Origin of the sequence: Yoonia sp. 208BN28-4 (assembly GCF_037543925.1) — a bacterium.
Lineage (GTDB): Bacteria > Pseudomonadota > Alphaproteobacteria > Rhodobacterales > Rhodobacteraceae > Yoonia.
Genome location: NZ_JBBIFY010000001.1, coordinates 412,390 through 434,396, shown reverse-complemented (window position 1 = coordinate 434,396; position 22,007 = coordinate 412,390). Strand labels below are relative to the sequence as shown.

Here is a 22,007-nt window from a genome sequence, read left to right as displayed (position 1 = left end):
TATGATATAGTAACGGGATACATGCGTGGTGGGGACGAGCGCGTCGATGACCGATAGTGATAGTGGCATAAGCCACGACCAATACGAAAAAGCCTTCAGTGATCTGAACCGGCTGCGGGAGAGATTGCCCGAAAATTCGTTCATCTCTCTTGCAAGAGAGGTGCTGCTGCGCGTGGCCGCACATGCCACCCGCCCGGATCTTGCTGACATTCCCGCCACCGAAACCGAAGTCGAGAATCTCGCCAAAGCCCTGATTTCCACTGACCCGCAAGCCGGCTCTGATTTTGTAGCGCAGCTGCGGGCCGAGGGTGTGTCGATCGAGATGGTCTACCTCAGCTATCTGGCGCGCGCGGCACGCAAGCTGGGTACGTGGTGGGAAACGGATCACGTCAGTCTGCTGGATGTCACCGTCGGCACAGGCCGGATTTATGCGATTATGCGGGCGATGTCAGACCTCTTTGGCACCCGCGAATCCCCCACCCAGAAATCAGCACTTTTTGCGTCTGTTCCGGACGAAACGCACACGCTCGGTGTGCGGATGGCCGCCGATTTGCTGCGCAAACGTGGCTGGCAGATCGATTTGAAGGTCGGCATGTCACATGATGATCTGGTCGCAGAGGTCAGCGAAAGCAGCCATGTGATCATCGGTTTGTCCGCAGGCGGAGAGCACAGCATCACCGATCTGGCGCGCCTGTTTTTGGCGCTGCGCCTGAGCAATCCCAATGCTTTTATCATGATCAGCGGCAATGTTGTCGCCACAAACGAAGACGCTTTGCGCCTGATCGGGGCGGACGCGCTGCCGCTGACTTTCGAGGAAGCCGCCGAGGCGATGGAAAGCCATTGGGCCGCGATACAGCCGACAATGCCCAACACGTAGTGTAAGGACGACATTACACTTGAGCGACGCAAAGTGTCAGGCTAGACTGACACTTATGTCGACTGTCACATCGCTTCCTACCAGACGTCTGCCCGAACCTGCAGCAGCGCTCCAACTGATCAAACCGATCACGTGGTTCCCGCCGATGTGGGCCTATCTGTGCGGCGTCATATCTGTTGGCGTGCCGCTGGGCGGCAGTCTGACGTTTGTCATTCTTGGTATCATTCTGGCCGGGCCGATTGTCTGCGGCATGTCGCAAGCCGCCAATGACTGGTGCGACCGCCATGTGGACGCAATCAATGAGCCCGACCGCCCTATCCCGTCTGGCCGGATACCCGGTCGTTGGGGGCTGTGGATTGCGCTGGCGATGTCGGTTTTGTCGCTACTGGTCGGGTCGTTGCTTGGGCCGTGGGGCTTTGCCGCGACCATCGTTGGTGTGGCCGCAGCATGGGCCTATTCCGCAGAACCTGTCCGACTTAAGCGATCCGGCTGGTGGGGTCCGGGACTTGTCGGTCTGTGCTACGAAGGGCTGCCGTGGTTCACAGGCGCGGCGGTGCTTTCCGCTGGCTTCCCCGCGTGGGAGATTGTCGTGATCGCGGCCCTCTATGCCCTCGGCGCACACGGCATTATGACGCTAAACGATTTTAAGGCGCTGGAAGGCGACAGGCAGATGGGCGTCAATTCCCTGCCTGTGACGCTTGGCCCGCGCCGTGCGGCGATTGCAGCCTGCTGGATCATGGCCCTGCCACAACTGGCTGTCGTGTCCCTGCTGGCCATCTGGGATCGCCCGCTTTTTGCACTGGCGATTGCAGCGGCGCTGGCGGCGCAGCTTGCTGCCATGCGGGTTTTGCTGCGCGATCCGAAAGGCCGCGCGCCATGGTATAACGGCACGGGCGTCACACTTTACGTGGCTGGCATGATGGTCGCCGCCTTTGCACTACGGGGGATTGCCTGATGCTAAGCTGGTTCCAGATCGTGCGACTGGGCTTTGTCCAGATGGCATTGGGCGCTGTCGTGGTGTTGACCACATCCACACTGAACAGGCTGATGGTCGTCGAATACGCCCTGCCAGCAGTCTTGCCGGGCGCGCTGGTCGCGCTGCACTACGGTATTCAGATGACGCGACCTCGGTGGGGTTTTACCTCGGACACGGGTGGCAACCGCACCAAGTGGATCATCGGCGGCATGTGTATTCTGGCGCTGGGTGGATTGGGCGCGGCCTATGCTGTGACACTGTTTGCCACGAGTTATGTCGCCGGTCTGATCGCGTCGATTGTGGCCTATGCCATGATCGGGCTGGGCGTGGGCGCGTCCGGCACGTCGCTTCTGGCGCTTCTGGCGACAGCAACTGCGCCGCATCGCCGTGCGGCGGCCGCCACGATTACGTGGCTGATGATGATCTTCGGCATCGCAATGACCGCTGGCATCTCTGGCGGGTTCCTTGATCCATTCACGCCAGCCCGCCTGATGACTGTTGTCACAGTCGTCGTGGCGCTGGCGACACTGCTGACAATCGTGGCCGTGGGCCGGATTGAAAGCCGCGTCACGCCTTGCGCACCCGAAGCACCAACACCCTTCATGGACGGGTTGAAAGAGGTTTGGTCGGAACGCAAAACCCGCAATTTCACGCTTTTCGTGTTCCTGTCGATGAACGCCTATTTCATGCAGGAACTGATCCTTGAGCCGTTCGCGGGCCTTGTTTTTGCCTTCACGCCCGGCCAATCCACCACGCTAAGCGGTGCGCAGAACGGTGGTGTGTTTCTTGGCATGCTAACAGTGGGCATCGTGGCCACCGGATTACGGCGCGGGGCGCTACGTTCATGGGTCATGGTAGGCTGTCTTGGCTCTGCGGGTATCCTCGTCGCCATTGCAATGGCAGGATTTGGTCTGACGCAAATGGCGCTGACCCCGCTGGTTGTCGCCTTGGGCTTCTTCAACGGTATGTTCGCAGTGGCCGCAATCGGATCGATGATGGCGCTGGCCTCTGAAGGACGCGGACAACGCGAAGGCACGCGCATGGGCCTTTGGGGTGCAGCACAGGCCATCGCGGCCGGTTTTGGCGGACTTGTCGGCGCTGCCGCCGTTGATGTCATGCGCCGCCTGACCACGGACGGCGAGGCATTTGGGGCCGTCTTTATTTTCGAAGCACTAATTTTCATCGCGGCGGCCATCATGGCGTCGCGCGTTATGGACACGGGCCGCAGGCCTGCTGCCACACTCGTTCCGGGGGAATAGAACATGTATGATGTTGTTGTGATTGGTGGTGGACCATCTGGCGCTACAGCCGCCGAAGACCTTGCCCGTTCGGGGAAAACGGTGGCGATGATTGACCGTGACGGGCGGATCAAACCGTGCGGCGGTGCCGTGCCGCCCCGCCTGATTGCCGACTTTGATATTCCCGACAGCCAGATCGTCGCCAAGGTGAACACCGCGCGCATGATTTCGCCCACGGGTCGGCAGGTCGATATCCCGATTGAAAACGGCTATGTCGGAATGGTGGATCGCGAACACTTTGACGCCTTCCTGCGCGACCGCGCCAAGGCCGCCGGTGCACACCGCTACACAGGCACATTTCTGCGGATCGAGCGGGATGCCGACGGCACCCGTGTCGTGTTCCGCGATAAGGTGTCAGGCAATGAACAGTCGCTTGCAACCAAGCTGATCATCGGGGCTGATGGTGCGCGCTCTGGTGTTGCACGGGCAGAAGTTCCCGGCGGGCGGCGTATCCCTTATGTGATCGCCTATCACGAAATTATTGAAGCACCAGAGCCCACGGCTGAATATGACCCATTGCGCTGTGACGTCATCTATGACGGCGCGATCAGTCCGGATTTCTACGGCTGGGTTTTCCCGCACGGCAAATCCGCGAGCGTTGGCATGGGCACAGGAATCGACGGGATCGACCTGAAGAAAGCCACCGCAGATTTGCGCGCGGCATCGGGGCTGTCCAATTGCAAAACCATCCGCCGCGAAGGCGCACCCATTCCGCTGCGCCCTATGGACAAGTGGGACAATGGCAAGGATCTGGTGTTGGCCGGAGATGCGGCAGGCGTGGTTGCGCCGTCGTCAGGCGAAGGCATCTACTATGCGATGATGGGTGGGCGCGTGGCTGCGACTGCCGCGTCGGCCTGTCTTGCCTCTGGCCGTGCAAAAGACCTGCAACTGGCCCGCAAGCTGTTCATGCGCGAACACAAGCAGGTGTTCCGCGTGCTGGGTGCGATGCAGAACGCCTATTACCGCTCTGACGCCCGCCGCGAACGGTTTGTGTCGCTATGCCACGATATCGACGTGCAGCGCCTCACTTTCGAAGCGTATATGAACAAAAAGCTGGTGAAGGCGCGTCCCATGGCGCACCTGAAAATCGGGATCAAGAACCTTGCCCATCTTGCAGGCATCGTGTCAGAAACCCGCGTATGACAAACGCCACCACAAACGACACCGCAGGCATCATGATCCCCACATGGGTGAACGGTGATCTGCGCCCTTACGATAAGCTCGCCGCCCATGTTGAGGGGCTGCGTCACAAGGCGGTGTCTGTGTTTGTGATGGCTGGTGACAAAGTTCTTATCCAGCAACGCGCCGCGCATAAATACCATACGCCAGAGCTTTGGGCCAATACCTGCTGCACCCATCCGTCCTGGGGCGAGGATGAAGCCGATTGTGCCGTGCGGCGACTGCAAGAAGAGCTTGGGATCGCCGGACTGACACCCTCATATCGTGGCCACGTGGAATACCGCGCCGATGTCGGTGGTGGCTTGATCGAGCATGAAGAGGTTGACGTTTTTGTCGCTGACACCGACATGGCGCTGACAATTGCGCCGAACCCTGACGAGGTGATGGCCACCGCGTGGGTCGGATACGACGATCTGATCGCGCAGGTCAGGGCACAGCCAGAGCGGTTCACCCCATGGCTGCGCATCTATCTGGAAAAGCACCGCGACATGATCTTCGGCGTCGCGGCCTGATCGTTTAGCTTTCGACTTTGGTTTTCACACCCAGCGCCTGCATCGCGGTCGCTGCGATATCTGTCGCTGTTAATCCTGCATCTGCATACATCGCGTCCGGTGCCGCCTGATCGATAAAGCGGTCCGGCAGCGTCATCGTGCGCACGGCAGTCGTGCCATCTAATTGGCCGGAGTTCGCAAGATGGTGCAGCACCATCGCGCCAAACCCGCCTTCGGACCCCTGTTCAATAGTGATCAAGGCGCGGTGGTTTTTCATCAATTGCCGGATCATCGCTGTATCGAGCGGCTTGGCAAATCGGGCGTCAGCGATAGTCGCGGAGACACCCTGTGCCTCCAGCAATTCGGCGGCTTTGCGGCTTTCGCCCAGATGCGCACCAAAGGACATAATGGCGACGTCGCTCCCTTCGCGGACGATGCGGCCTTTGCCGATCTCTAGCACGGTGCCGACCTCTGGCATCTCAACACCCTCACCTTCACCCCGCGGATAGCGGAACGCGATGGGACCGCTGTCGTGGGCGGCGGCGGTGGCGACCATATGGACCAGTTCAGCTTCATCGCTCGCGGCCATGACGGTCATGTTGGGCAGGGCGGACAAGTACCCGATATCAAACGCACCAGCGTGGGTCGCACCATCCGCGCCAACAAGACCGGCGCGATCAATAGCAAAGCGTACGGGCAGATTTTGCAGGGCCACATCGTGGACAATCTGGTCATACCCGCGTTGCAGAAACGTGGAATAAATCGTGCAGAACGGCTTCAGCCCGCCCGCAGCCAAACCGGCGGCAAATGTCACCCCATGCTGTTCGGCGATGCCCACATCAAACATGCGTTTCGGATGGGCCTTGGCAAAAATGTCCATGCCTGTGCCAGAGGGCATGGCGGCGGTGATCCCAACGATTTTACTATCTGTTTCGGCAAGCTTTGACAGCGCCTCGCCATAGGCTTTGGTATAGCTAATCGCATTTGCACGTGATTTTGACTGCTGACCGCTTGATACATCAAATTTGGATACACCATGGTATTTGTCAGCGGAACTTTCTGCTGGGGCGTAACCCTTGCCTTTGATCGTGCAGCAATGGATCAGCACGGGTCCGGTTGCGCGCACCTTCGTGGCGCGCAGGACGGACAGCAGCTGGTTCATGTCATGCCCGTCAATCGGGCCGACATACTGGAAGCCAAGCTGTTCAAACAATGTGCCCTCGGCGCCAACGGCACCGGTGACCATCTGCCGCGCGCGGCGTGCATGGTCGCGCAAGGGCCCGGGCAGCGCGGATTCGAACCCTTCTGCCATGTTCTGCAACTGGCCAAGCGGTGATGCGTAAAGCTGCGACAGGTAGGATGACATTGCACCCACAGGAGGGGCGATCGACATTTCGTTGTCGTTGAGGATGACAAACATGCGGCGGCCTTCGTGGCCTGCGTTATTCATCGCCTCGTAGGCCATGCCAGCGCTGATCGAACCGTCCCCAATGACAGCAATCGCGTCGCCAGTTGGTTCGCCCATGTCGCGCGCCACGGTAAAGCCAAGGGCCGCAGAAATCGAAGTGGACGAGTGGGCCGCGCCAAACGGGTCGTATTCGCTTTCGCTGCGTTTGGTGAAGCCGGAGATGCCGCCCTCTTGGCGCAGGGTGCTCATGCGGTCGCGCCTGCCGGTCAGCACCTTGTGCGGGTAACACTGGTGGCCCACGTCCCAGATCAGCTTATCGCGGGGGGTGTCGAACACGGCGTGCAGTGCGACGGTCAGTTCGACCACACCCAGCGATGATCCAAGGTGGCCACCGGTTTGAGCGACAGCCTCGACCACTTCGGTCCGTAACTCGTCAGCCAAAGCAGACAGTTCGGCGTCGGTCAGTGATTTCAGATCGAACGGGCTATGCACCCTGTCCAGAATGGGGGAGTTGGTCATGACATTTCCTTTCTCACAGCACCCCTGGCGAGGGAACGCTGGTGGCATAGACCGGGATGGGCCGAAGCCTCATCCCGGTCCCCTGTAGCCAACAGGGGGTGCCAGGGTGTCACGCCCCGGCGCTTTCCGAAAAACCCAAGGGACGGGGTTTTCGGAAACGTATATGCGGCGGGCCAACGTGCGGCCCGCCGCAAATTCTCAGGCCTGATCCACTGTGACAGGAACGGTCAGGTTGTAGGAAAACGGCGTTGGGTCCGGCTGGTTTTTGCTTTCTTCCGGCAGCAATAGCCCCAAACCGTACAGCGCCCAGATCGACAGCGCTGCCACGATGCAGAACACGGCTGCGTATCCGGCACCTTTCAACTGCAGCATCAGCACATCGGCCTTCAGGCGCAGTTGGGGATCGTGCTGCGTGCCAAGATAGTTGTTATCATCAGACATTTGTCAGTCTCCCTATTGGTCAAGCGGCGCAAAGCCGTGGTCTTGGGCCCAGATGAACCAGTTGTCGACAACTGTGCCGGTCAGCAGGATACCGATACCGCCGGTCAGCGTTGTCAGAACTGCGAACCACCAAGCCCAGCGGTGGATACCTTCCATCGTGGCGTTAAAGCCCATGGTCCAGCGCCAGAACAAAGCTGCACGCTCGGACGCGGTGCCGCGGTCCACGATCTGTTCGATCTCGCGCTCGCCGCCGTAACGGCTGACTGCCAGAATGGTTGCACCGTGCATCGCGAACAGCAGGGCAGAGCCATAAAGGAACACAATCGAAAGGGCGTGGAACGGGTTGTAGAACAGGTTGCCATAGGTCAGCGAAAACAGGTTCGTCCAGTCAAGGTGGCTAAAGATGCCGTAAGGCACAGCCTCTGACCATGACCCCATCAACACGGGCCGGATCAGACCCAGCACAAGGAACAGCCAGATCGCGGAGGCGAAAGCCCAGCTGACGTGCTTGCCAAGGCCCAGTTCTTCGGCCCGCAGGTAGGTGCGGATCCACCACGCGATGACGCTGACCAACAAGAAGAACGATGATATGAGCCACCACCCCCCGTCATTCAGTGGTGCCATGCCCAGACCATATTCAGGCCCCGGTGGTTCCAGCGACAGCCAGAACAGATCGCGCAGGAACAGGGCGGGCGAATAGTCGACCTGCCACCAGTAGTTCATGCCTACGATAAAGAACCACGCGAAACCTGTTGCCAGCGACACCAAGCCGAACGGCCCAAGGTAAATCGGCCCCAGCTGCGCGTTGCCGATCAGGCCCGCCAGTTTTGAAAATGACGCAGAGTTCGTGCGCTCGCGGTCAAGGGTGCCGGTCGGGTCTACACCCATCTCCGGCGGTCCCTGCACCTGAACCTGCGTAAAGATATTTTGATATTCAGCCATAATTTATATCCCTCTTACAGATCCGCCCACCAGGGCAATTCAGCGTACCAATCCCACCATGCGATCCATGCGTCGAACCAGATGGTGCCCGAAATCACGATACAGACCGCCGACCAGAAGCCCGCCATCAGCGCCAGAAACAGACCCAGACGGTGAATGCCCAATGGCCCGATCGAATAGCCGATCAGATCGCGGAAATAGGTGTCTTCGTGGTCTGGTGTGCCAATGGTCTTGCCCTTACCGGGATTGACCGCCGACAGAACCAGCGACCCGTGCAGCGCCAGCGCCAGACACGTCGTAAAGAAGAACGTGATGGCGATCATATGCGCGGGGTTATAGTGGAAGTTGCCATAGGCGTAGCCCACGTTATTCACCCAATCAAGGTGGCTGAAAATCCCGTAAGGAAATCCGTGCCCCCACGCGCCCATCAGAACGGGGCGGATGATGACAAGAGTGACGTAGGCCAAAATCGCGATGCTGAAGGCAAAGGGTACGTGGTATCCCATGCCCAGCTTGCGGCAAATCTCGACCTCTCGCATCGCCCAACTGATAAAGGCAAGCGTCGCGCAGACCGTCACGATCTGCCAGATGCCACCTTCGGCCAGCGGGGCCACGCCCAAGCCGGTTTCAAGCGATGGCGGATCGATTGAGATCAACCAGGGGTTCCAGGTGTCGCCAAGGGCAGCACCGTAAAAGATCATGATCGTTCCCAGTGCCGCGAAAAAGAATGTCGTGACGCCAAAGAAGCCAACGTAGAACGGCCCCACCCAGAAATCGAACAGATCGCCGCCAACCAATGTCCCACCCCGGACCCGGTATTTTCTTTCGAAGCTGAGCTGTGCCATCTTCTTTCTCCTCTGAGCGCCGAATGTCGGAATGACGGGTCGGCGTGCGTCAAATGTTCATGTCGTTTTGGTTTGCGGCGGGCGGCGTGGATCCGCCCGCTGCGTTGTTAAGTGCGATCTCTTATTCCATCTCTTCGGCCGCGAAAGCGCGGTCGAACCAGTTGGTTTCTGGATTGCTGAGCAGGACGAGGTGAATCATCGCTGCGAGCAAAAACAGGAACACGCCCTGTGCCACGAAGACGCGGCGCGGGTCGAAGATCAGCCAGATTTTGTAGAACTGTGCCATTTCAAATGATCCTTTCTACCAAGCAAACCAAGGCAGTTTGATGTACGTCAGAATGTGAGCAACCACTGCAACAGCAGTGAAGAGGTAGAACCCGCTCACATAGACGGAGTGCAATTCCTGCGCTTGCTCGTCTGTCAGTCCGGTAAAGGACAAGTCAGTTTTATCAGCCATTTTTTGTCTCCAAATATGTACCGACGCCGCGCACCCCCCGCGGCTGGGTTACGACAGGGGCTCATCCCCTGCCCTAATCCACCACCCCGGGGGGGAATGGCGAATTCGAGGTTCACACTCACGCAGAGAATATGCGTGGCGTGATAATCTGTGCCTGTGACCAAGCGGCCTTGATCGGCCCCTGCTCTGGCAGTGTCATTTGGCGCAGCGCCCGCAGGCCCCACGTCAGAAACGCCAGCGGCAATGTGGCCACGAAGATGATCGCGAAATACGTGTAGTATTCGCGGTTGGCGCCGTTCGACTTTGAACGGGCTGTCACCTGTGTGTCTGTGGTAAAGTCTGTCATGTCGCTCCTCCCGAAGCTGGTTGCAGGGCTTTGACGGTTTCCAACACGACCCGCGCATCACCCGCATCAAGCGCGCGCTTTTCGGCGGCGTCTCTGAGGGTTTTGGCGGCGGAAATCCGTGTCAAAATTGGGTGGCTGGCGACGATCTCGTCCAGCTTGGCTTGCGCATCTGCATCCCAAGGGAAATCGCGGCGCAGCGGTGTCGGTGTGGCCTCGGCAGCGTCCATTTCCGTGCCCAGCGGCAGGATGTGGAACAGCGCATCGAACAGGCCATTGCAGACCTCTTGCACAAGGTAAGTCGCCCCCGCGTAGCCCATGAACGGCGTGCCTGTCGCACGGCGGATTGCGGCACCGGGGAAGCTGGCGGGGATGAATGTTGGCGACGGGCCAAAGCCTGCCTTCATTTCCGCCAGATACATCTTTTCGTTGATCGACCCCATCACGATGAGCGGACGCTTCTCGTGCATCATGGCGCGGACTTCATCGTTGTCGGTTTTCTTGCCACGCGTGCGGGCAACGGCGAAGGCACAGGGCAGACCCAGATCATTCTCGAGGAAGTTGCGGATGCCGCGTGCATAGGTTTCGTTCGCGACGATCCCGAAGGACGCGGTCGCAAAGAAATCCTGCGTCACAGAGCGCCACAAATCCCAGACGGGTTTAATTGTAGAATGCTTCTCCTGCTCGATGAACGGCTCCGGGTCGAGGCCCAGCATATCGCCCAGCTTGCGCAGGAATTTCGTTGTGCTGTCGATACCGACAGGCGCTTGCAGATAGGGCTTGCCCAGCACTTCGCACAGGCCACGGCCAAACTCGCGATACATGCAGACGTTCACATCCGCGTTGACCAGATTGCGCATCTCAGCGACATGTGCGCCCAGCGGCATCACCATGTTTACATCGGCGCCAATGCCTTCGATCAAGCGCCGGATTTCGGCCAGATCGGAGGGCATGTTGAACGTGCCATACATCGGCCCAAGGATATTCACGCGGGGCGCGGAGCCTTCTTCGCGCTTGGCTTCCTTGGGCATACGGCCCTTGGTCATGCCAAATTCGGTGAAGATCCACGTCATTGCGCGGTCTGCACTTTCCCACTGATCTTCATCAATGGTGCGCGGCAGAAAGCGTTGAATATTCGTGCCTTGCGGCGTCACGCCACCACCGATCATCTCGGCAATGGAGCCCGTCACAACAACAGCAGGCAGGGCAGGATCAAGCGTTTGCCACGCCCGTTTCATCGCCTCTTCGGTGCCTTCGCCCATCTCGGATTCGCCCAAGCCAGTGACGACAATCGGCAACTCGTGCGGAGGAAGCGCGTCGGTGTAGTGCAACACGGATGTGACCGGCAGGTTCTCGCAGCCCACTGGTCCGTCAATGACAACTTGCAGGCCTTTGACGGCGCAGAACGCGTAGACAGCGCCCCAATATCCGCCAGCGCGGTCGTGATCAGTGATTAACATCAGATCATCTCCTGCGCTTTGGCGACGCGAGCCGCTTTTTCGAGTTTCTTCACGTTCAGCGCACGGAAGTTCGGTTGCAGGTTGGGCGACTTTTCCCAGACGCCAGCCGTATCCTCAGCACCGACAACTTCAAAGAAGGCGCGCATTTTTTGCATGCGATCCTTGTTGCCCATCGCCGCATTCACGACCTCGGCCAAGGACCCTGCACCTGCCGGACCCATCAAGGGGCGCGCGGAGATCAGGTTGGTGAAATAGAGCGCGGGGATGCCCAGCTCTTTGGACTTTTGCACAATCGGCGTGGTGCCGATGGCGAGGTCGGGCTTGATCGCCTCAACGGCGCTCATGTCATCCTCAAGAGACGCGCGATAGACGATCTTTGTGCCCTTCGTTTCGAGCCAAGCAGCGTCATCTGCGGACCAAGGTGTCTTGGGGCAGGCGGTGCCAACGTATGGCACATCAGCGCCGCTTTCGATCAGCAGGCGGGCGACAAGCAATTCACTGCCTTCGTAGCCCGACACGGTGATTGTGCCGTTAATCGGTACGTTCGCAAACGCGCCCTTGATCGCGGGCAGGAACTGGTTTTGTGCGGCGGCAACTTTGTCGGCGGTCAGGTTGAAGGCCTCGCCCACGGCGGCCAGCCACGCGGCGGTGCCGTCGTAGCCCACGGGGGCGGAGCCGATCACGGGGCGGCCAGCGGCTTGGAAAGCACGCACCGACGCGGTGTAGAACGGGTGGATTGCTGCAACCGCGCCACTGTCCAACGCTGCATAAAGCTCGCGCCATTCGCGGCACGGCACCACGGGACCCGCGGCAAGGCCCATTGGGGCCAGCATCGCGCCGATCATCATCGGATCTGCGGGGAACATCTCGCCCAGCAGGCTGACTGTCGGGCGGTCGGATTTGCCGGAAGCGGGCATCGGCACGGGGCCTGCCTTGATCTCTTCGCGGGCGTATTCAAGCATCGCACCAGCGAGGACATCTTTCGCCTCTGCGTGGGTCGGGATGCCAAAACCGGGCACGTCGATGCCGACGATGCGCACGCCGTTGATTTCCTTGGGCAGCAACCGCAACGGCACGCCGGATGCGGTTGGCACGCAAAGGTTGGTGACGACAATACTGTCGTATTTGTCAGGATCGGCCATGGCCTGCACGCTTTCGCGGATATCCTCGAACAGCTTGCCCGTGACCAAAGTCTCGGAGTTGAACGGGACGTAGCCGACGGAGCGGCGCGCGCCGTAGAAGTGGGACACGAATGTCAGACCGTAGACGCAGCAGGCGGAACCGGACAGGACCGTTGCCGTGCGCTTCATCCGCAGACCAACGCGCAGTGATCCGAATGCGGGGCACATGCTTTGCGGTTGGTCGTGCGGGCCGACGGGATAGTCGGCGGCGTATTGGTCCAGAATGTCGGATTTACCAGCGGAACGTGCAGCAGCTTCCATCGTGGCGGCACCTGCTGTGCAGCCGCCCTCCATCGCTGTCGCCTCAACGCCATCAGGCGCATCGCTGCGCGACACGCCTTCGGTGATTTCTACGTTGCCAGAGGCGTCGTAACCGACCTCATAGCCTTGGGTTTCAAGCTCAGACATCGTCGTAGACAACCTCCAGGCTTTCGATAGGCTTCGCGTTTTTGCCGCGCATGTCTATCGCCGTGGCGGGAACCAGTTCGTAGTCGCCGCCGGTATCCTTGCTGTCGAACAAGCCCAACAGGCCGTCCTGATCCAGCGGTGTCGGGCGCACGGGCGGGGCGATGCCCACGGCCTCGGCCAACCCTTCAAACATCGGGCCCCACTGGGACGCGTGCGTGCCAACGATCTGGTAGTTCGCGGACTTCTTGCGCAGGTCGTCGTCTTGCGGAATCGCGGCCAGAACGGGAATGTCCACGGCCTTGGCGAATGCTTGCGCCTCGCCTGTGCCGTCGTCTTTGTTGATCACGAGGCCCGCAACACCGACGTTGCCGCCCATTTTGCGGAAGTATTCGACGGCGGAACACACGTTGTTCGCCACATAGAGCGATTGCAGGTCGTTAGAGCCGACGAGAATAACCTTCTGCGCCATGTCGCGCGCGATGGGCAGGCCAAAGCCGCCGCAGACCACGTCGCCAAGAAAGTCGAGCAGGACATAATCAAAGTCCCAGTCGTGAAAGCCCAGCTTTTCCAGCAGTTCAAACCCGTGGATGATCCCGCGACCACCGCAACCGCGTCCGACCTCTGGCCCACCAAGTTCCATCGCAAAGACGCCACCGCGTTTGAAGCAGACATCACCGATGGCGACCTCTTCTCCGGCGAGTTTCTTCTTGGAAGATGTCTCGATAATCGTCGGGCAGGCTTTGCCGCCGAACAATAGCGATGTGGTATCCGATTTCGGATCGCAGCCGATCAGCAGCACACGTTTGCCCATTTCGGCCATCATGTGCGACAGATTCGCCAGCGTGAATGATTTGCCGATGCCGCCCTTGCCGTAGATCGCGATGATCTGCGTCTTTGACGTGGGCTCACCCTGAGGCACTTCAAGCGTTGGCTCGTTCGCTTCGGCCTTCAGGTTGGCATCGTAATCTTTGAGGTTTGGTACATCCAGGCTCATGTGTGACACTCCCAGTCCAGGATCATTTTGAGACAGTTCGCGTCCGTGAACGCGGTCTCGTATGCACCGGCGGCGTCCCTTGCTGCCGATGTATGGGTAATCAGCCCGGCAAGGCTGAGTGTTCCGCTTTCGACCAAAGCGCGCGTGGCGGTCAGATCTTCGGGGGTCCATTCGGCGGCTATGCGCAAACGGGCCTCTTTCATGAAAGCGGGCGGGAAGGCGAAATTGATCGCCTCCGTGTAAAATCCGGCAAGAACGATCTCGCCGCCCTTGGCGATGCGACCGATCAGATCACCTAGCACGGCGTTGGAGCCGGAGGCGTCGTAGACCGATTGGTAATCGCGGCGGGGGTCATCGTCTGGCTGGACGACGTTGTAACCAGTGGCACCTGCGTGGCGTGCGGGATCAGTTTCCCAAACGGTAGGTGCAGGTGCGCCAGCGGCGATGGTCAGGCGCGCGAGCAGACGGCCCAGCACACCGTGACCAACGATCAAATCGGGGACAGATTTGTTTGGGCCAGCCATCGCGTGGCGGGCGGTTGCGGCCAAGGCAAGCAACGCGCCCTCTGCGCCGAGAGTGGAATCAATACGGGTGACGCGGGACGGGTCGGATACCAGCAGGCTGGACGCGCCGCCGAACAGACCAAAGGCACCGTCGTAGCAGTTGGCACCGGGCACAAACACGCGGTCGCCTGCTTTGAAACTGGATGAAGCGGGGGCCTCGACCACCTCGCCAGCGGCTTCATAGCCGGGGACAAGCGGATAACCCATGCCGGGGAACGGGGGCATTTTGCCAGACCAGAACAGTTTTTCCGTGCCTGTCGAAATGCCGGAATGGGACACCTGAACCACCAAATCAGACGCCGCAGGCGGCGTGACTTTCAGCACCTCAAGACCCAAATCACGTGGGCCTTTCAAGATGACAGCGGTAGCTTCCAAAAGGTGTTCCCCCCTCACGTTCAAGAATCGGTCAATGATCCAGATCAACCAATCTCATATATGTAAGCTAAATCTGACACATACAGCTGTCAACTTATATTGACAGATTGAGGTGTCAGGTTTTTGCGGCGGTCAGGCAGCTTGTCACGAAAGGCCGCGCGGGCTGGGGCGTGACGATTTTGTCAAAGCCCGCAGCACGACAAAGGCCCGCGATTTCAGCGGCGGACCGTGTTTTTCCGGTCTGCATCGCCATCGTATAAAGTGCGAAATAGGCGTCACCGGCGCGTTGGGGCGTTTCACCGCCCAGCATCGGCTCCGAGATAATGAGCCGTCCACCATCGGGTAGCGCGGCGTAGCATTTCGCAAGCAGCTGCGTGATCGTTTCATCGCTGTGATCATACAGCACCCGAATCAAACTGATCGCATCAGCGCCCTGCGGCACGGGATCGGTCTTGAACGATCCGGTATTGATCGTCAGCCTGTCCGATTGCCCCGATTGCGCGAAGCGGCTTTGCGCTGAAGGGGCCACCTCGGGCAGGTCGAAAAGGGTAAGCGCGATGTCAGGATGCGCTTGCCCAACGGCATGCAAAAACGCACCAGAGCCGCCGCCGACATCCATCAGGTTTGTTATCCCCTTGAACGACACGGCGCGCAGGGTGTCTTCGGCTACGAGCACCTGACTTTGCGCCATCAGGTCCGAATATGTCGCGGCCACGGTCGGGTCCATCGCGCCACCAAAGACGTAGGGCCAGAAATTGGCCAATTCGGTGTCGCCCTCACCCCGAAAGAAAGCAACCGGATCAGCCAGATCGCGGTAAAGCACATCGTGATGTTTGATCATCTGCGCCAAGCCCGGCACACCGACCAACGCCGCGCCGCGCCGCGTGAGGGCGTAGCGGTCACCCGACTTACGTTTGACCAGATTAAGGGATGCAGCCGCCCGCATCAGCACAGTCATCCGTTCGCGCGGGACGCGGGTTTTGCGGGCCAGATCGTCTGTAGTCATCGGACGGTCCAATAGCATCGCGGGGATGTCGAATTGCACCAGCGCCATCAAGATCTGGCTGTGGCAAAAGCCTGCGAGCAGATCAAAGAGGGCTTCGCCCTCTCGGCGCACGATCCCGCGTGTCAGGGGAAAGGCCGCCGCCCAGCGCTGAAACCCGCGCGAGGCAATCAGACGGGACGACCAGCCGCGTAAACTGCGACGGGGTTCAGTGACTGGGGGTGCCGAAATATCGGCCATTATTCACCAGGAACGCGGTTGGCTTGTGCAGCGCGCCATTTCAACGGCGTCAGCGCCTCGGCCTGTGCGTTGACCATTGCGGCCAGCATCGCCTCGCCCGGGCATTTGGGGATCGATGCAATCGCGCCGCTCAGGATATCGCGCATGCGGTTGATCGCACCCTCAACGCCCAATTCGTTGACCGCGTTAGGCCGCCCGTGCAGATCGTCCTGCCCAACCGGTTTGCCCAGCACATCTTCATCATAAAGCGCGTCGCGCAGATCGTCGGCCACTTGGAACGCCTCACCAATGCGCGCGCCCAATTCTTCCCAAGGCTCTGCTTCCTGACCGGCTGCAAGCGCACCCATCTGGGTCGCGGCAATGAACAACGCGCCGGTTTTGGCACGGTGATAGGCAGACAGGTCAATCGTGTCTTCTGACTCCCAACCTTGGCCCGCACAAATGCCATTGGGCATGCCGGACCGATTGGCGAGGACGATCATCATCTGGGCCGCGCGCGCGGGGTCGATAGTGGCAGCCTTTGCCAGCACCTCGAACGCCATGATAATCAGGCTGTCACCCGTCAGCACAGCCAGCGGTTCACCAAAGGCGCGATGCACGGCTGGTTTGCCACGGCGCGTGTCGGCATCATCAAAGCACGGCAGATCATCATGGACCAGCGATGCGCAGTGGATCAGTTCCAACGCGGTTGCGGCGGCATCGGCCAAGGCGGGTTTGTCATCGCCACACGCACTTGCCACGCTCATCAGGATTGTGGGCCTGATCCGCGCACCGCCGGGATTGACTGTGTAGTGCAGCGCCGAGGCCAGTTTGCCGGGTGACGGGGCAGCTTGCCCTGACCGGATCGCAGCCGCGATTGCTTGGTCGATCCGTTTTGAAAAACCCATATTCAAACCCTCGGTCGCTTGGTCCGCGCGAAATGTAATTTCTTGCTGACATGCTATGTGTAAACTAAACTGGACACATTGAATTGGTCTTGTCAACTCTGACGGGCCGCGTGCGCAGGCGAGGACATGGGTGAAACGCAGCAAAAAGTGACGATCATCGGCGCGGGCATCGGCGGGCTGGCGGCAGCGTTGCGCCTTGCCCACGCTGGCTTGCGCGTCACTGTGCTAGAGCGGCACGCCACCCCTGGCGGAAAAATGCGGACCCTGCCCACAAACGCGGGGCCGGTGGACGCAGGCCCTACTGTTTTGACGATGAAGTCTGTGTTTGATTCGCTGTTTGCGGATGTGGGAGAGCGGCTGGTTGATCATGTCACCATGCTGCCAGAACACATTTTGGCGCGGCACTTTTGGCGCGATGGCACGCGGTTTGACCTGACAGCGGATACCGAGGCAAACGTTGCCAGCGTCCGCCATATATTCGGGAACGACGCTGCACGCGCGTTCACCAATTTTACCGCCGACGCGCAGATGCTGTTTGACGCCTTTGATACACCGATGATGCGCAGCGCGGCCCCGTCACAGGCCGATCTCACGCGGCGGGTGCTGCAAAACCCCGCGCTGATCCCGCGCATGGCACCGCATCGCAGTATGTTCGGCGCTCTGAATAAACGGTTCAAAGAGCCGCGTCTTGCCCAGCTTTTTGCCCGCTACGCCACCTATGTCGGCGGCCTGCCCGCGCAATCACCTGCGATCCTGAACCTGGTTTCGGCAGCCGAGGCGCAGGGCGTCTGGCACGTAGAGGGAGGGATGCATGCGCTGGCGGTCGCGATTGAATCTCTGGCAAGTAAGTTCGGGGCTAAGTTCTACTACGGCGCGGATGTGCAGCGGATCGAGATGCAGGACGGGCGCGTGAATAAGGTGCGCGCTGCTGATGCGGTGTTCGACACCGATCTGGTCCTTTTCAACGGTGACCCGCGTGCCTTGGTGCAGGGACGACTAGGGCCTTTAGGTGAGACAGCTGTTCCGAAAACCGCGACCGAGCCGCGTAGTCTTTCGGCTTGTGTTGCCAGCTTCGCCGCTGTGCCGGACGGGTTGCCGCTCGCGGGGCATAACGTGCTATTCGCCGACGATCCCGCGCAGGAATATCTGCCGCTAGCCAACGGCAACATGCAGACCGATCCCACGCTTTATATCTGCGCCCAAGACCGCTTTGGCGGGCGTGTGCCTAACGGACCAGAGCGGTTCGAGATTATCATGAATGCGGCCCCTGCCCCCGATGGTACAATGCCCGACCCTAAGGAGAACGAGAGATGTCAGAGCTTGATCAGCGAGAGATTGCGCCGGATGGGGCTGACGTTCTCACCCATACCGACGGCGAAACACATGACGACGCCCGCGATGTTCGACCAGCTGTTTCCGGCATCGAACGGATCCCTTTACGGGCGATCCCCGCACGGGCTGATGGCGGCGTTCAAACGTCCGACGGCGCGGACAGAAGTGAAGGGTCTCTATCTGGTTGGCGGCGGGGCGCATCCGGGGGCGGGGGTGCCGATGGCGACGCTCTCCGCACAGCACGCGGCCGCGGCGATATTGAGCGACCTTTCTTCAACCTCGACGTTCCCGCTGGGGGTTATGCGTGGTGGTATGTCGACGGCGTAAGCGATTGCGGCACCCGCGCAGTTTCGGTGATCGGTTTCATCGGATCGGTTTTTTCGCCATGGTATCACTGGTCAGGGCGCGGCAACCCAGCGAACAACTGCTGCATCAATGTGGCGACTTACGGCAAAGGCGGGCGGTTCGCGATGACCGACCGTGGTGAGGGTGCATTGCGGCGCTCTGCCGATGCCTTGGAAGTAGGGCCAAGTGCGATGCGTTGGCTGGGTGACAGGCTTGAGATTTCAATCAACGAAGTGTCGTCACCGCCACTGATTTCGCGGATGCGTGGCACAATTACGGTGGTGCCTGAAGCTGTGACACGCGTGGAACTGCCGTTGACGCAGGACGGCGCGCATGTGTGGCGGCCTTTTGCACCGACCAGCCGGATTTCCGTCGATCTGGAGGCACCCGGCTGGCAGTTTGAAGGCCACGGATATTTCGACAGCAACTTTGGCACACGACCTTTGGAGCAGGACTTCAGCTATTGGACATGGGGCCGCTTTCCAACGCGTGACGGAGCGGCTTGTTTCTACGATGCGGCGCGACGGGACGGGACCAATTTGGATGCGGCGATCGGGTTTGATAGCCAAGGGCGTGCCAAGATGATTGATGCGCCTGCGGCCAAGCCGTTTAAACGGACGCTTTGGGCGCTGCGGCGCGAGACGCGGGCGGATGACGGGTTTACGCCTCGGCAAATCAAACCGATGCTGGATGCGCCGTTTTATTCCCGCTCTGTCGTGGAAACGCAGATCAATGGCGAGGTCGTGCAGGGTGTGCATGAGGCGCTTGATCTGAATCGCTACGCCAATCCGGTGCTCAAACCGATGCTGGCCTGCCGTGTGCCGCGACGGAAAAACTGGGGCTAACTATTCGGCAGCGATGCCGCTGTCACCCTGTTGCAGCTGCGCCAAAACGTCGAGCAGGGCAGCTGCACGGGGGCGGTTGCCGTTCTCGGGATGCGCTGCGGCATCGACAAGAAAGCGAACCTCATCCAAGGGCTGCGCGTAGATCACAGGTGACTTTGGCAAGACCAGCGTGCCAGCGGCACGGACGGTGGATTTGCCGATCAGCGCGAGCTTTGTTGCCTTGGTCGTGCGGGCGCGCTGCGTGATACTGTCATGGGCGTTGCGGCGGACAGACGTGCCGATGGCCGCGTAGATATAGCGGGCGGCGAAGATACCCACGCGAGCCTCGCGGGGAAGTACGCCAATGCCCGCCTCGGAGCGGATATACAACCGCTGGGCCTCGGCCAAAAGGCGGCGCACCATGCGACGCACCTGCGGGTCGGCTTGCGGATCGGCAAAGAAATCGTCAACCGTCAGACCAGCATCATCCATCCATTCCAACGGCAGATAAATCCGGCCAGCGCGGGCGTCCTCGCCCACGTCGCGGGCGATGTTGGTCAGCTGCATTGCAACGCCCAGATCACAGGCACGCGCCAACGCGTCGGCGTCGCGCACGCGCATCAACACACACATCATCGCGCCCACCGCACTGGCAACGCGGGCGGAGTAATCGCGCACGCCTGATAGGGTGTCATATCGACGTTCCACCGCGTCCCAAGCGAGCCCTTCAAGCAAGGCTTCGGGCAAGGCGCGGGGCATGTCGAATTCTTCAATGATCGCGGCAAACGCGCGGTCTTCGGGCGCGTTACGGGGTGTCCCTGCGTAGGCGAGATCAAGACGTTCTTGCAGGTCGAGAACGGCGCGGCCCTTCTCGTTGCCCTCGTCTACCTCGTCGTCCGCAAGGCGGCAGAAGGCATAAAGCGCCAAAGCCGGATCGCGGACTTTGGCAGGCAGAAGTTTGGAGGCGGCATGGAACGACAGTGATCCCGTACGGATCGCCTCGCGGCAATGTGCCAAGTCAGAGGGAGCAATCATTCGGCCGCCATCCTTGGGGTGTTCTCCATTGTCTCAACCGGAAGATCGGGGACAAGTTTTGCCAGCACCTCGGCACTGCTGACCACACCGGGCAGGCCCGCGCCGGGATGGGTGCCTGCACCGACGAGGAACAGGCCGCGCGCCTCTTCGCTCACGTTGTGCGGCCGGAACCATGCGCTTTGCAGAATGCGCGGCTCAAGCGAGAAGCCGGAGCCGTTGGGCGACAGATAACGGTCACGGAAGGTTTCCGGTGTGAACACCAGTTCGGTGCTGATCTTGTCGCGGAATCCGGGCATCGCCTTTTCCAGCTCTGCCGCGACTTTTTCACGGTAGATCGGCTCTTCCTTTTCCCAATCAACCGCGTTGTCCCAGCCGATGTGCGGTACGGGGGACAGGACGTAGAACGTGTCATCGCCTGCGGGGGCGGCGGTGAGATCGGTGATGGAAGGGCGGTGGATATAGAGGCTCATGTCGTCGGACAATTTGCCCTTCATGAAGATATCGCGCAGCAGACCGGTGAAACGGGGGCCGTTGATGATGGTATGGTGCCCCAGATCGGGCCACTGATCAGCAGTGCCTTTGGTGCCGAAATACCAAACATAAAGACCCATGGACCAGCGTGATTTCTTGAGCTTTCGGGTGGTCCAGCGTTTCTTGGTGTGATTGCGCAGAAGGCGGTCGTAGGTATGGCCCGCATCAGCGTTGCTGATGACAAGCGGGGCGGTTAGCGCCTCGCCATTCGTCAGCGTCACGCCCGTTGCGGCACCGTTTTTGATCTGAATCTCGTCAGCCTCAACCTCGTGCCGGATCACGCCGCCTTGAGCGCGGACGGCGTTGGCCATCGCGTCGGCAATCGCCTGCACACCGCCCATGGCGTAGTGGACGCCGTATTCTTTTTCGAGATGCCCGACGAGCGCGTAGATCGACGTTACATGCGTTGGATCGCCGCCAATAAACAGCGGGTGGAAGGACAGCGCCATGCGCAGGCGTTCGTCCTTCACACGGCTGGCGGCGTGCGCATAGATGGAACGGTCCGCACGCAGTTGCGCGAACTTCGGCAGCACCTTGATGGTTTCCCACAGGCGGTGCATCGGCTTGGCGACCATGCCTTCGAAACCCACGACGTATCGGGCGTGGCTATCCTTCAGGAACTTCTTGTAGCCTTTCAGATCAGCGGGATTGATCTTGCGGACCTCTTCAAACATCCGCTCATCATCACTGCACGCTTTGAACGATGTGCCGTCGGGCCAGCGGACCTCGTAAAACGGATCAAGCGGGCGCAGATCCACGTCTTTGCGGAAGTCGCGGCCACAGTCGGCCCAAAGCTGTTCAAAGACCTGCGGCACAGTCACGATCGTCGGACCAAGATCAAAGCGGTGACCGTCTTGCGTGATGGACGACCCACGTCCTCCCGCACGATCAAGCTTATCGAGCACGGTGACATGATAGCCCTTGGCACCCAAACGCATGGCAGCTGAAAGCCCGCCAAGGCCCGCGCCGATTACGATCGCGCGGCGATCAACCTGATTTTTCGTAGAATCCGTCATTATCTCGCAGGCTATAACTGTCCAGTTTAGTTTACAA

22 protein-coding genes are annotated in these 22,007 nt (G+C 60.0%); 7 read left to right on the top strand and 15 right to left on the bottom strand.

The window, feature by feature from the left end:
- The first annotated feature begins 46 nt into the window (after positions 1 to 46).
- From V8J84_RS02105 to idi, 5 genes are read left to right on the top strand one after another with little or no spacing between them, the layout of a single operon-like run.
- Positions 47 to 877, top strand: coding sequence for a cobalamin B12-binding domain-containing protein (locus V8J84_RS02105; protein ID WP_339927944.1), 831 nt, complete (start codon positions 47 to 49; stop codon positions 875 to 877).
- Positions 878 to 932: 55 nt separating this feature from the next.
- Positions 933 to 1,832 carry a chlorophyll synthase ChlG gene (chlG, locus tag V8J84_RS02100; RefSeq protein ID WP_339927943.1) on the top strand — a complete coding sequence of 300 codons (900 nt, stop codon included), beginning with the start codon at positions 933 to 935 and terminating at the stop codon, positions 1,830 to 1,832.
- Complete coding sequence (locus V8J84_RS02095) at positions 1,829 to 3,112, top strand: BCD family MFS transporter (protein WP_445285954.1); 1,284 nt, start codon at positions 1,829 to 1,831, stop codon at positions 3,110 to 3,112. Before chlG ends, V8J84_RS02095 begins: the two co-directional genes overlap by 4 nt.
- A 3-nt stretch (positions 3,113 to 3,115) precedes the next feature.
- Complete coding sequence (locus tag V8J84_RS02090; protein ID WP_339927941.1) at positions 3,116 to 4,294, top strand: geranylgeranyl diphosphate reductase; 1,179 nt, start codon at positions 3,116 to 3,118, stop codon at positions 4,292 to 4,294.
- A complete protein-coding gene (gene idi / locus V8J84_RS02085; protein ID WP_339927940.1) occupies positions 4,291 to 4,842 on the top strand; it encodes an isopentenyl-diphosphate Delta-isomerase in 552 nt (183 codons plus the stop codon). The genes V8J84_RS02090 and idi overlap by 4 nt, the downstream gene beginning before the upstream one ends.
- Before the next feature lie 4 nt (positions 4,843 to 4,846).
- Here the strand turns inward: idi and dxs are convergent, their stop codons facing one another.
- The 13 genes from dxs to V8J84_RS02020 form a co-directional block, all read right to left on the bottom strand.
- Positions 4,847 to 6,748, bottom strand: coding sequence for a 1-deoxy-D-xylulose-5-phosphate synthase (dxs, locus tag V8J84_RS02080; RefSeq protein WP_339927939.1), 1,902 nt, complete (start codon positions 6,746 to 6,748; stop codon positions 4,847 to 4,849).
- Between the two features lie 198 nt (positions 6,749 to 6,946).
- Positions 6,947 to 7,189, bottom strand: coding sequence for an RC-LH1 core complex protein PufX (gene pufX, locus V8J84_RS02075; RefSeq protein WP_339927938.1), 243 nt, complete (start codon positions 7,187 to 7,189; stop codon positions 6,947 to 6,949).
- A 12-nt stretch (positions 7,190 to 7,201) separates the two neighbouring features.
- On the bottom strand, positions 7,202 to 8,131 hold the full coding sequence (pufM, locus tag V8J84_RS02070) for a photosynthetic reaction center subunit M (RefSeq protein ID WP_339927937.1): 930 nt from the start codon (positions 8,129 to 8,131) through the stop codon (positions 7,202 to 7,204).
- Positions 8,132 to 8,145: 14 nt separating this feature from the next.
- A complete protein-coding gene (gene pufL, locus V8J84_RS02065) occupies positions 8,146 to 8,976 on the bottom strand; it encodes a photosynthetic reaction center subunit L (protein WP_339927936.1) in 831 nt (276 codons plus the stop codon).
- A gap of 121 nt (positions 8,977 to 9,097) precedes the next feature.
- The gene (gene pufA, locus V8J84_RS02060) at positions 9,098 to 9,262 is read right to left on the bottom strand and encodes a light-harvesting antenna LH1, alpha subunit (protein ID WP_339927935.1); all 165 of its coding nucleotides are present in this window, start codon (positions 9,260 to 9,262) and stop codon (positions 9,098 to 9,100) included.
- Between the two features lie 15 nt (positions 9,263 to 9,277).
- Positions 9,278 to 9,433 (bottom strand): light-harvesting antenna LH1, beta subunit, encoded by a 156-nt coding sequence (gene pufB / locus V8J84_RS02055; RefSeq protein ID WP_339927934.1) that lies wholly within the window; start codon positions 9,431 to 9,433, stop codon positions 9,278 to 9,280.
- A gap of 118 nt (positions 9,434 to 9,551) precedes the next feature.
- Entirely contained in the window at positions 9,552 to 9,779 is a 228-nt protein-coding gene (pufQ, locus tag V8J84_RS02050; RefSeq protein WP_339927933.1) for a cytochrome PufQ, read from the bottom strand.
- Positions 9,776 to 11,236 (bottom strand): chlorophyllide a reductase subunit Z, encoded by a 1,461-nt coding sequence (gene bchZ, locus V8J84_RS02045; RefSeq protein ID WP_339927932.1) that lies wholly within the window; start codon positions 11,234 to 11,236, stop codon positions 9,776 to 9,778. Before bchZ ends, pufQ begins: the two co-directional genes overlap by 4 nt.
- Positions 11,236 to 12,825, bottom strand: a complete 1,590-nt coding sequence (gene bchY, locus V8J84_RS02040; RefSeq protein ID WP_339927931.1) for a chlorophyllide a reductase subunit Y — start codon at positions 12,823 to 12,825, stop codon at positions 11,236 to 11,238. The genes bchZ and bchY overlap by 1 nt, the downstream gene beginning before the upstream one ends.
- Positions 12,818 to 13,819, bottom strand: a complete 1,002-nt coding sequence (locus tag V8J84_RS02035) for a chlorophyllide a reductase iron protein subunit X (RefSeq protein WP_339927930.1) — start codon at positions 13,817 to 13,819, stop codon at positions 12,818 to 12,820. The genes bchY and V8J84_RS02035 overlap by 8 nt, the downstream gene beginning before the upstream one ends.
- A complete protein-coding gene (gene bchC, locus V8J84_RS02030) occupies positions 13,816 to 14,757 on the bottom strand; it encodes a chlorophyll synthesis pathway protein BchC (RefSeq protein WP_339927929.1) in 942 nt (313 codons plus the stop codon). Before bchC ends, V8J84_RS02035 begins: the two co-directional genes overlap by 4 nt.
- A gap of 115 nt (positions 14,758 to 14,872) precedes the next feature.
- Positions 14,873 to 16,000 (bottom strand): methyltransferase, encoded by a 1,128-nt coding sequence (locus V8J84_RS02025; protein WP_339927928.1) that lies wholly within the window; start codon positions 15,998 to 16,000, stop codon positions 14,873 to 14,875.
- The gene (locus tag V8J84_RS02020; RefSeq protein WP_339927927.1) at positions 16,000 to 16,887 is read right to left on the bottom strand and encodes a polyprenyl synthetase family protein; all 888 of its coding nucleotides are present in this window, start codon (positions 16,885 to 16,887) and stop codon (positions 16,000 to 16,002) included. The genes V8J84_RS02025 and V8J84_RS02020 overlap by 1 nt, the downstream gene beginning before the upstream one ends.
- A 126-nt stretch (positions 16,888 to 17,013) precedes the next feature.
- On the opposite strand from V8J84_RS02020, the gene crtD reads away from it, so the two are divergent.
- Together crtD and crtC are read left to right on the top strand one after the other, a co-directional pair.
- A complete protein-coding gene (gene crtD, locus V8J84_RS02015) occupies positions 17,014 to 18,546 on the top strand; it encodes a 1-hydroxycarotenoid 3,4-desaturase CrtD (protein ID WP_339927926.1) in 1,533 nt (510 codons plus the stop codon).
- A 26-nt stretch (positions 18,547 to 18,572) separates the two neighbouring features.
- On the top strand, positions 18,573 to 19,409 hold the full coding sequence (crtC, locus tag V8J84_RS02010; RefSeq protein WP_339927925.1) for a carotenoid 1,2-hydratase: 837 nt from the start codon (positions 18,573 to 18,575) through the stop codon (positions 19,407 to 19,409).
- Here the strand turns inward: crtC and crtB are convergent, their stop codons facing one another.
- Complete coding sequence (crtB, locus tag V8J84_RS02005; protein WP_339927924.1) at positions 19,410 to 20,423, bottom strand: 15-cis-phytoene synthase; 1,014 nt, start codon at positions 20,421 to 20,423, stop codon at positions 19,410 to 19,412.
- On the bottom strand, positions 20,420 to 21,970 hold the full coding sequence (locus V8J84_RS02000; protein ID WP_339927923.1) for a phytoene desaturase: 1,551 nt from the start codon (positions 21,968 to 21,970) through the stop codon (positions 20,420 to 20,422). Before V8J84_RS02000 ends, crtB begins: the two co-directional genes overlap by 4 nt.
- Positions 21,971 to 22,007: the final 37 nt, after the last annotated feature.